This is a genomic window from uncultured Winogradskyella sp. (assembly GCF_937958655.1).
GTDB lineage: Bacteria > Bacteroidota > Bacteroidia > Flavobacteriales > Flavobacteriaceae > Winogradskyella.
The window spans coordinates 1-7,759 of sequence record NZ_CALGNH010000075.1; the positions used below are offsets into that span (position 1 = coordinate 1).

Below are 7,759 nucleotides of genomic sequence, written 5' to 3' on the forward strand. Positions count from 1 at the left end.
CCATAACTAATGCACAAATAAGTGATAGTGGTGTATACTTCTGTGAAATTACAAATCCTACACTACCAGATTTAACAATTATCCGTGCATCTATTATTATTAATATAGATCCTAACTTGGACGTTGAAAATTTAGAACCATACGAGGTCTCTATTTTTCCAAACCCTGCATCAAATTGGTTAAATATTAGAACTAATATGCCAAACAACGCTGAGCTTTCTATTTATGATATAAGTGGACGATTAATTTTAACCAAAGAATTAAACAGAAACAAAAATGCATTAAATATTGAAGGTCTGTCTAATGGTACCTACCTGCTTCGCATTAAAGATGGAAATAAAAATTTAACTCAACAATTTATAAAACAATAATTAGCTGTTAGTTAGCATAGTTGGTTACTATTAATTTTAGGGTAAAATTTAAATATCAACTATGGTTTAAAATCCCCTTAATTGGGGATTTTTTTATAACATATATAACCATAAGTTTACAATATGCAAAAGCCAATAGTTACTGCAAAAGACGAACTTATACATCTTATTTCTGATTTAAAAAGACGTAATATACATATAAATACAGCTGAGTTAATTACTATACTGGTAAAATTAAAAGACATTTTTAAAAACAAGAGGCTCATTGATGTTATAATCAATGCTGTAAAATTACTAATGGGTAGACCATTTCCAAACCCGAAAAAGTTAACACCAAGAGAACAACAGGTGTTATTTTTAATCGGCGAAGGTCTTAGAACTAGCGACATAGCATTAAAGCTCAATATAAGTACCTCAACTGCAGAAACACATAGAAAGAACATTCGTAAGAAATTAAAAATCCAAGCAAAAGATCACCTTATTGTGGTTGCTCTTATTTATAATTTAACAACATCTCATTCAGTCTAAAGGCAAATAACGATTAATTGTTAAATTTTTCAGGTCTTGTAATTTGTTAATTTACAATTTTAGCATTTTTATCTTTTTTAATAGTACAGTTAATATTTATTTTCGCAGCCCATTCCATCCTCTGGTTAATACCTTCTAAACATCAAACCTTATCAAATTTTATAAACTATACTAAAAAGAAAAGGGTCGTAAAACTCTTGTAAACATCCTTTTAATTATGGCTGCATATTTAGAGCGCTAAGACCTATCATAAAATTATTATCTTTGAGAAACTACTAAACTAAACTATAAAATGAAGACACTTAAATATGTCTTATTGCTAGTTCTTATTTTAATTATTGGCTTCTCCATTTACATTGCCGTACAGCCAAATTCTTTTGAAGTAACTAGGACAAAAACCATAAATGCACCTCAAGCTGTTGTTTACAACAATATCATTGATTTTAAGAATTGGGAAGCTTGGAACTCCTGGGTCGAAGCTAAACCTGAGACCAAAATTATGCTATCCGAGAAAACCAAAGGTATCGGCGGATCTTATGCATGGGAAGATGAAGATGGGATTGGTAATATAAAGACCGTTGACGCTGAGCCGATGACCTCTATCTCTCAAAAAATGCAATTTGGAGACAATCCAGATTCAGATGTCACTTGGACTTTAAAATCCAATAACGATGGTACCACAGATGTTACTTGGAATATAAAAGGAGATGACATGGCTTTTGACTTTAAAGCTTATACTATAGTAAAGGGAGGAATGGAAAAACTTATTGGTCCGCACTTTGAAAGAGGCCTTACGATGCTTGACAGTGTTTTACAAGAAGATATGACGCGCTACAATGTTGAAATAAATGGCACTACAGAATATGGCGGAGGATTTTACCTATATAAAACTACCAATGCTAATACACAAAACATTAGTACAAAAATGGGTCAGAACTTTGCTGCTATTATGCAATTTATGGGAACGCAAGGCGTAAAACAATCTGGTATGCCATTAACTGTTTATAATGAAATGGCAGAAACAGTGATTATGAGCAACGGTATCCCTGTTATCGAACGTATTAAAATCCCTGTCGACTCAGATGTTTCTCTAGGCTATATACCAAATATAAGAGTACTCAAAACAACGCTTAAAGGTAATTATACCTATTTACCAAAAGCTTGGGAAGCCACTATGAAGCATTTGGCAGAAAACGGAATAAAACAATCGGAACATAAACCTTTTGAAATTTACACAACCGATCCTGGTAATTATCCAAATCCGGCAGATTGGATAACAGAAATTTATGTTCCTGTAAAGGAGTAATTGAAAATAAAACCGACGTTGAACTTTAACTCATAATTTGAAACAACTTTTACTTGTATTTATTGGTGGTGGTTTTGGAAGTGTAATGCGTTTTTTAATCGGCAAATGGCTAAACAATACCGAAACTGGTATTCCTTATGGCACCTTTGCTGCGAATATTATTGGCAGTTTACTTATAGGTATCATACTTGGTTTGGCAGCAAAGAATGAAACCTTATCTCAAAGTCAGACTTTACTTTTAGCTACAGGATTTTGCGGAGGATTTACAACATTTTCTACCTTTGCGTATGAAAATCATATCTTTTTAAAATCTGGTGACTTTACCAGTTTTGCATTGTATACTATTGCTAGTTTTGTAATTGGTTTTTTAGCTGTGTTTTTTGGAATGTATATAGTAAAAGCTTAATGTTTTTTAAAAGCTTTGACACCAGCTTTAACGTCTAAATCTAAATAATTAACTCGTGGCACAATTGGGCAAGAATACTTATCATTATATGCACAATACGGATTATAAGCAGAATTAAAATCAATAGTTATTCGATCTCCTTCTGGTATACGCAAATCAATATAACGACCACCTCCATAACTACCCTCACCATTAGTATTATCTAAAAAGGGTAAAAACAAATAATCTTCATAACCTTCACGTTTCATGATATCTTTTCCTTGATAAACGTTTAACTTATATTTGGATCCGCTAATTTTAAACGTTAAAATTCCAAAAACACGTTCAGGTGAAACACGGCTTGTTGTTGTTTTCATGTTAAACCATTTAGAATCTGGTGTACGTTTTAAAGTTGCCTTTACAACAAAAGTAGAATCGAACTTAAAAAAATCTAGACCTTCAAAAGTCTTTAAATCCCTAGCTTTTAATGGTGAAGTTGTAGCATCTTTATATTCTGCATTGATTTGTTTCTGAAATTCGGTTTTCCCAGCAATTGCTTCCTTTTCTTGTGCACAACTAAACCAAAACACTAATAAAAAAAGTAACACTAAATTCTTCATGAATATAATTTTAAAATCCAAAAATACGATTTCTCATTTTTTATTGTAGCTTTGAATTATTAAATAGATTAAAAATAATGTTACAAGTCATTAGATATACAAAGCAGACCTGTGTGATTTCGTTAGAAAGCATTCGGACGCATTATCTATTGTAGCTATACTTATATACTATTAAACAATATTTAAAAGTCCGACGTTAACGTCGGACTTTTTACATTTATACCAACCACTAAAATGAAAAAGCTCTATTCTAATTACGTTGAATCCTTTACAGGATTATCAAAAGAAATATGGTATCTCTCTCTTATAAGTTTAGTTAATAGAGCTGGTACCATGGTGATACCATTTCTTTCTCTTTATTTAAAAAAAGATTTAGGCTTTTCCAATAATGAAATCAGTTGGATTTTTGTTTTCTTCGGAATAGGCTCTGTTATTGGCTCTTGGCTAGGCGGTAAATTAACTGATATCTTTGGCTTTTATAAAGTTATGATTTTAAGTCTATTTCTTACTGGACTTAATTTTATAGTATTACAATACATGGCTTCATTTTGGGGATTTTGCATTGGTATCTTAGTAACCATGTCTATTGCAGATAGTTTTAGACCCGCAGTTTTTGTTGCCATAAAAGCCTACAGTACATCAGATAATAGAACTAGATCAGTTGGATTATTAAGATTAGCAATTAATGCTGGTATGGGAATTGGTCCCACTTTAGCAGGTTTAATTATTGTTCTTAAAGGGTATCATATTATATTTTGGATTGATGGTATAACTTGTATTATAGCCATACTACTATTTAGCTATTTGGTAAAAGACCCTAAAACAAAACCATCTGAAACGAGAGAATTACATCAAAATTTAGATAAAAATAGTGTGTACAAAGACACTTCATTTTGGATTCATTCTGTAATATGCTTTTTATTCGGAATGGCATTTTTTCAACTTTTTACAACTATTCCACTATATTATAACGAGATATTTCACCTTAACGAATTTAAAATTGGAGTTCTCTTGTTTTTGAATGTTGCAATTATTGTAGTTTTTGAAATGCCTCTTATAAATTATTTAGAAAAACGATTGATTCCTGTCACAAAACATATAATAATGTCCTGTCTATTACTAACCTTAAGTTTTTTAGTATTGTATCAAAATTTTTGGATAGCAATATTAATCATTAGCATGGTACTAATGACATTGAGTGAAATGCTTGGTTTTCCATACACAAATAAATTTGCACTGTCACGTGCAAAAGAGGGTTTAGAAGGCAGTTATATGGCCATGTATGCTATGTCATTTTCTCTAGCACATATTTTTAGTCCAAAAATTGGGTTTAGTATAATAGATCTTTATGGCTATCAAGTTAATTGGCTAGTTACTGCTGGTTATGGTTTATTAGGAGTTATACTATCCTATTGGTTATTTAATAGAGTGAAAAACGAAAAATCATGAATCTAAATCAAGTTACAATCACATCGTTAGATGTATCAAAGTCAGCAGAGTTTTATAAAACCTTAGGTTTAACACTAATTGTAGATGCCTTACCAAAATATGTACGGTTAGAGTGCCCTAATGGAGAATCAACATTTTCAATTAGCAATGTAGATGAACTTTCTCAGGGCAATAAGATAAGACTCTATTTTGAAGTTGATAAGCTTTCGGAAACCGTTACAAAACTCAAAGAAAAAGGTATTACTTTTAATACTAAAATTACCGAACAATCTTGGTTGTGGACTGATATACATTTAACAGATCCTGATGGCCATGAGCTTATTATTTATAATGCTGGTGAAAATCGGAAGAATCCGCCTTGGCGAATAAACAAATAAATAGAAATGAAACGTATTATATATTTACTAGTGTTACTTTTAGTTAGTTGTAATTTTTCTGAGAAAGGACAAATGATTGTTGAATATGAAAGCTCTTATGAAGTAGGTCAAATCGTTGCTGTTACTATACCTAAAGAATTTCCAAAAATAGAACCTAACCGATACAACGTTGCATTTTTAATTATGGACGGCACTTATAATACTGAACTTACTGCACCTTTTGATATTTTTCAACACACTATTTTTAGAGATAGTATAAAAGCAATGAATGTCTTTACAGTTGCTAATACAGATGCACCAATTACAACTTTTGAAGGTATGCGTTTATTACCAGATTTTAATTATGTAACAGATGCGCTTCCAAAAATTGATATTCTCGTTGTACCTAGTGCAGAGCATCATTTAGATTCAGATTTGGATGACGAAGTCATGTTAGATTTTGTGCGTAAGATAGATAAAGAAGCTCAGTTTATAACATCGCATTGCGATGGTGCATTTGTATTAGCCAAAGCAGGTTTATTAAACAATGTAATTTCTACTACATTTCCAAGTGATATTGATGCTATGAGAGATATGTTTCCGAATTTAGACATCAGAAAAGACGTTTTGTTTGTACATGATGAGAAATATATCACCTCAGCTGGCGGAGCAAAATCTTTTGAAGCTGCACTTTATTTGAGTGAGTATTTATATGGGAAAGAGATTGCTAAATCCTTAGCTGGCGGATTAGTGATAGATTGGGATTTAGAAAACGTAGAGCATTTGATAATACCATAAGTTAATGTAAAATAAGCAAGGAACAAAACTAAAATAAACACAAGTAACAATCGCCCAATGTCCCAATCCTTCTACTAACTGGCCACTGAGAACTATCTACATTCTACTAAACTAAAGGCTTAACCTCACTATGTTTCACTACATGAGACAACACAATCTGGGTTTTACATTCACCATAAGTAATTAACTGATCAATAAAGGTTTCGAGATGCTTTTGATTTTTAAGGACGACCTCCATAACTATATTCTCATTACCTGTAATCCTGTAACAATTAATAACTTCATCATAGGTTTTCACTTTTTTAAGAAAAGGTTTTAGCATACCCATAAAGGCCCTTAAAGTTATAATTGCTTTAATTTGGTAACCAGCCTCAATCGGAGAAACAACCGTAGCGTAACGCTCTATAATTTCAGCATCTTCCATTTTCTTAATACGTTCTGCAACAGCCGGAGAACTCACGCCAACGCGGCGTCCAATTTCTGCATTAGATAGCCTAGCATTATTTTGTAAACACTTCAAAATCTTCCAGTTAAGCGCATCTAAGCCCATTCTAAACTTTTTTACAAAAATTAACACATATTCTAAAGCAAATATAGCTTTTTACTTTAATTATTAAAGCATATTATCATAAGTAGTCCGTAATTTTGTAGTAATTGCTATTGAAAAAATGAATTACAACTTACCGTCTCACTTGCCAGATTTGCCTATATACAGAAAGGCTATGGATATTATTATGTTATCGCGAAGCATATCTACCTACATCAGCCAAGATTTATCGTATTTAAACGCAGATGGTTCTGAGGATAATGATATCTATTTTTCTGGCGATATTGTGCAACAATCTACAAATTTAGCACCAGAAATTATTAACGCAGAGCGCGAACGTTATTCTGAAAAAAAACATAAGCATTTAGAGCGCTTAGAACGCTTAACAAATAAACTTTATAGTAACTGCCGTCGATTAGAACGCTCTAAAAGTAGTGGAAGAGATTATCTTCCTATTCTAAAAGGAGAATTAAAAAGCTTTAGAAAACTACAACGCAGTTGGATGTTGACGCTTTAATTATAGTCTGATACGTTGAGCATTACTCATAAATGCATTCTGATAGTTCTTAATTCTAGAATTCATTTCTTCAACAGTTATTACATACTGGCATTTGTTAAGGCTTTCTGATAAGCGCAAAATATGATTGTAAGTATTATTTCTGCCTAAATAATCTGCATCTTCAATAGCAAATAATTGTATTTCACCTAAATGAATACCATTTAAAAAATAAAGCTTACTTAATCTTACCGGTGTTGCTATAATGATATCCTGACCTGGATAAATTTCTGTTTTTTGCTTTTCTATATCATATTCGTCGTAAAGCGTATAGAGTCGTAAATCTGTATTATAAGTAAATCTTTCAAATTCATCTTTTAAAGCTAGTGCCTCTGCTTTATCTTTTACTACGATTATAGCTCTTGGTGAATCTTCAAACGCTGCAGCTTTTAATTTATGAATCGTTACAATGATAAGCGCTGTAGTCTTTCCGCTTTCTTTTGGTGCTATTATATAAGCATCTGCTCCACCTTTTAAAGTGGGTAATACTCTTTTTTGAAACGCATTAGAATCTTCTAAACCTTCATTGACTAAAGATTCTTTTAATAAAGGATGTAGTTTTTTGAAAGACATTTTATGAATTTAAAACAGTAAACTTCTATTTACTATCTCAAACAAAGATACATTAACTACAAACTTTACAGTCGGCTTTGTCTTGTATTTCACCTACCAAGTAACCTTTTTTATTCATTTTATAACCACAGCAGTCCATAAATCCTTGCGCAATTTGTTTTCTGCCACGTTGAATTTGAGACTTTATTGTTGGTAATGGTAATTTAAGTCTGTTAGCAATTTCCTTTTGCTTAAGACCCATGATATCGGAAAGAAAAATTGGATCTCTAT

12 protein-coding genes are annotated in these 7,759 nt (G+C 31.8%); 8 read left to right on the forward strand and 4 right to left on the reverse strand.

The genetic code is table 11. The features are described 5' to 3' along the window. The 4 genes from Q0800_RS12765 to crcB all read left to right on the forward strand — a co-directional run. Positions 1-371 (forward strand): T9SS type A sorting domain-containing protein (locus tag Q0800_RS12765; protein WP_299130439.1); only part of this gene is annotated, 371 nt, incomplete at its 5' end. Positions 372-494: 123 nt separating this feature from the next. Beyond that, on the forward strand, positions 495-899 hold the full coding sequence (locus Q0800_RS12770) for a helix-turn-helix transcriptional regulator (RefSeq protein WP_299130441.1): 405 nt from the start codon (positions 495-497) through the stop codon (positions 897-899). A gap of 292 nt (positions 900-1,191) precedes the next feature. Further along, entirely contained in the window at positions 1,192-2,205 is a 1,014-nt protein-coding gene (locus Q0800_RS12775; RefSeq protein ID WP_299130444.1) for a GyrI-like domain-containing protein, read from the forward strand. A gap of 37 nt (positions 2,206-2,242) precedes the next feature. Then, on the forward strand, positions 2,243-2,611 hold the full coding sequence (gene crcB, locus Q0800_RS12780) for a fluoride efflux transporter CrcB (RefSeq protein WP_299130446.1): 369 nt from the start codon (positions 2,243-2,245) through the stop codon (positions 2,609-2,611). Here crcB and Q0800_RS12785 read toward each other — a convergent pair. After that, on the reverse strand, positions 2,608-3,210 hold the full coding sequence (locus Q0800_RS12785) for a DUF1684 domain-containing protein (protein ID WP_299130448.1): 603 nt from the start codon (positions 3,208-3,210) through the stop codon (positions 2,608-2,610). The genes crcB and Q0800_RS12785 overlap by 4 nt on opposite strands. A gap of 234 nt (positions 3,211-3,444) precedes the next feature. Here Q0800_RS12785 and Q0800_RS12790 point away from each other — a divergent pair, with 234 nt between their 5' ends. The 3 genes from Q0800_RS12790 to Q0800_RS12800 are packed head-to-tail and all read left to right on the forward strand — an operon-like array spanning position 3,445 to position 5,813. Further along, on the forward strand, positions 3,445-4,659 hold the full coding sequence (locus tag Q0800_RS12790) for an MFS transporter (protein ID WP_299130450.1): 1,215 nt from the start codon (positions 3,445-3,447) through the stop codon (positions 4,657-4,659). Further along, the gene (locus tag Q0800_RS12795) at positions 4,656-5,036 is read left to right on the forward strand and encodes a VOC family protein (RefSeq protein ID WP_299130452.1); all 381 of its coding nucleotides are present in this window, start codon (positions 4,656-4,658) and stop codon (positions 5,034-5,036) included. The genes Q0800_RS12790 and Q0800_RS12795 overlap by 4 nt, the downstream gene beginning before the upstream one ends. 6 nt (positions 5,037-5,042) lie before the next feature. Further along, positions 5,043-5,813 carry a DJ-1/PfpI family protein gene (locus tag Q0800_RS12800; RefSeq protein ID WP_299130454.1) on the forward strand — a complete coding sequence of 257 codons (771 nt, stop codon included), beginning with the start codon at positions 5,043-5,045 and terminating at the stop codon, positions 5,811-5,813. 106 nt (positions 5,814-5,919) lie between these two features. Here Q0800_RS12800 and Q0800_RS12805 read toward each other — a convergent pair whose 3' ends face one another. Continuing rightward, complete coding sequence (locus Q0800_RS12805) at positions 5,920-6,363, reverse strand: Lrp/AsnC family transcriptional regulator (protein ID WP_299130456.1); 444 nt, start codon at positions 6,361-6,363, stop codon at positions 5,920-5,922. A 118-nt stretch (positions 6,364-6,481) separates the two neighbouring features. Between Q0800_RS12805 and Q0800_RS12810 the strand changes: the two genes are divergently transcribed. Further along, positions 6,482-6,877, forward strand: a complete 396-nt coding sequence (locus Q0800_RS12810) for a hypothetical protein (protein ID WP_299130459.1) — start codon at positions 6,482-6,484, stop codon at positions 6,875-6,877. Here the strand turns inward: Q0800_RS12810 and Q0800_RS12815 are convergent, their stop codons facing one another. Next, positions 6,878-7,489 (reverse strand): DEAD/DEAH box helicase, encoded by a 612-nt coding sequence (locus Q0800_RS12815; RefSeq protein ID WP_299130460.1) that lies wholly within the window; start codon positions 7,487-7,489, stop codon positions 6,878-6,880. A gap of 52 nt (positions 7,490-7,541) precedes the next feature. After that, a partial coding sequence (locus tag Q0800_RS12820) for a sigma factor-like helix-turn-helix DNA-binding protein (RefSeq protein WP_299130461.1) occupies positions 7,542-7,759 on the reverse strand: 218 nt, incomplete at its 5' end.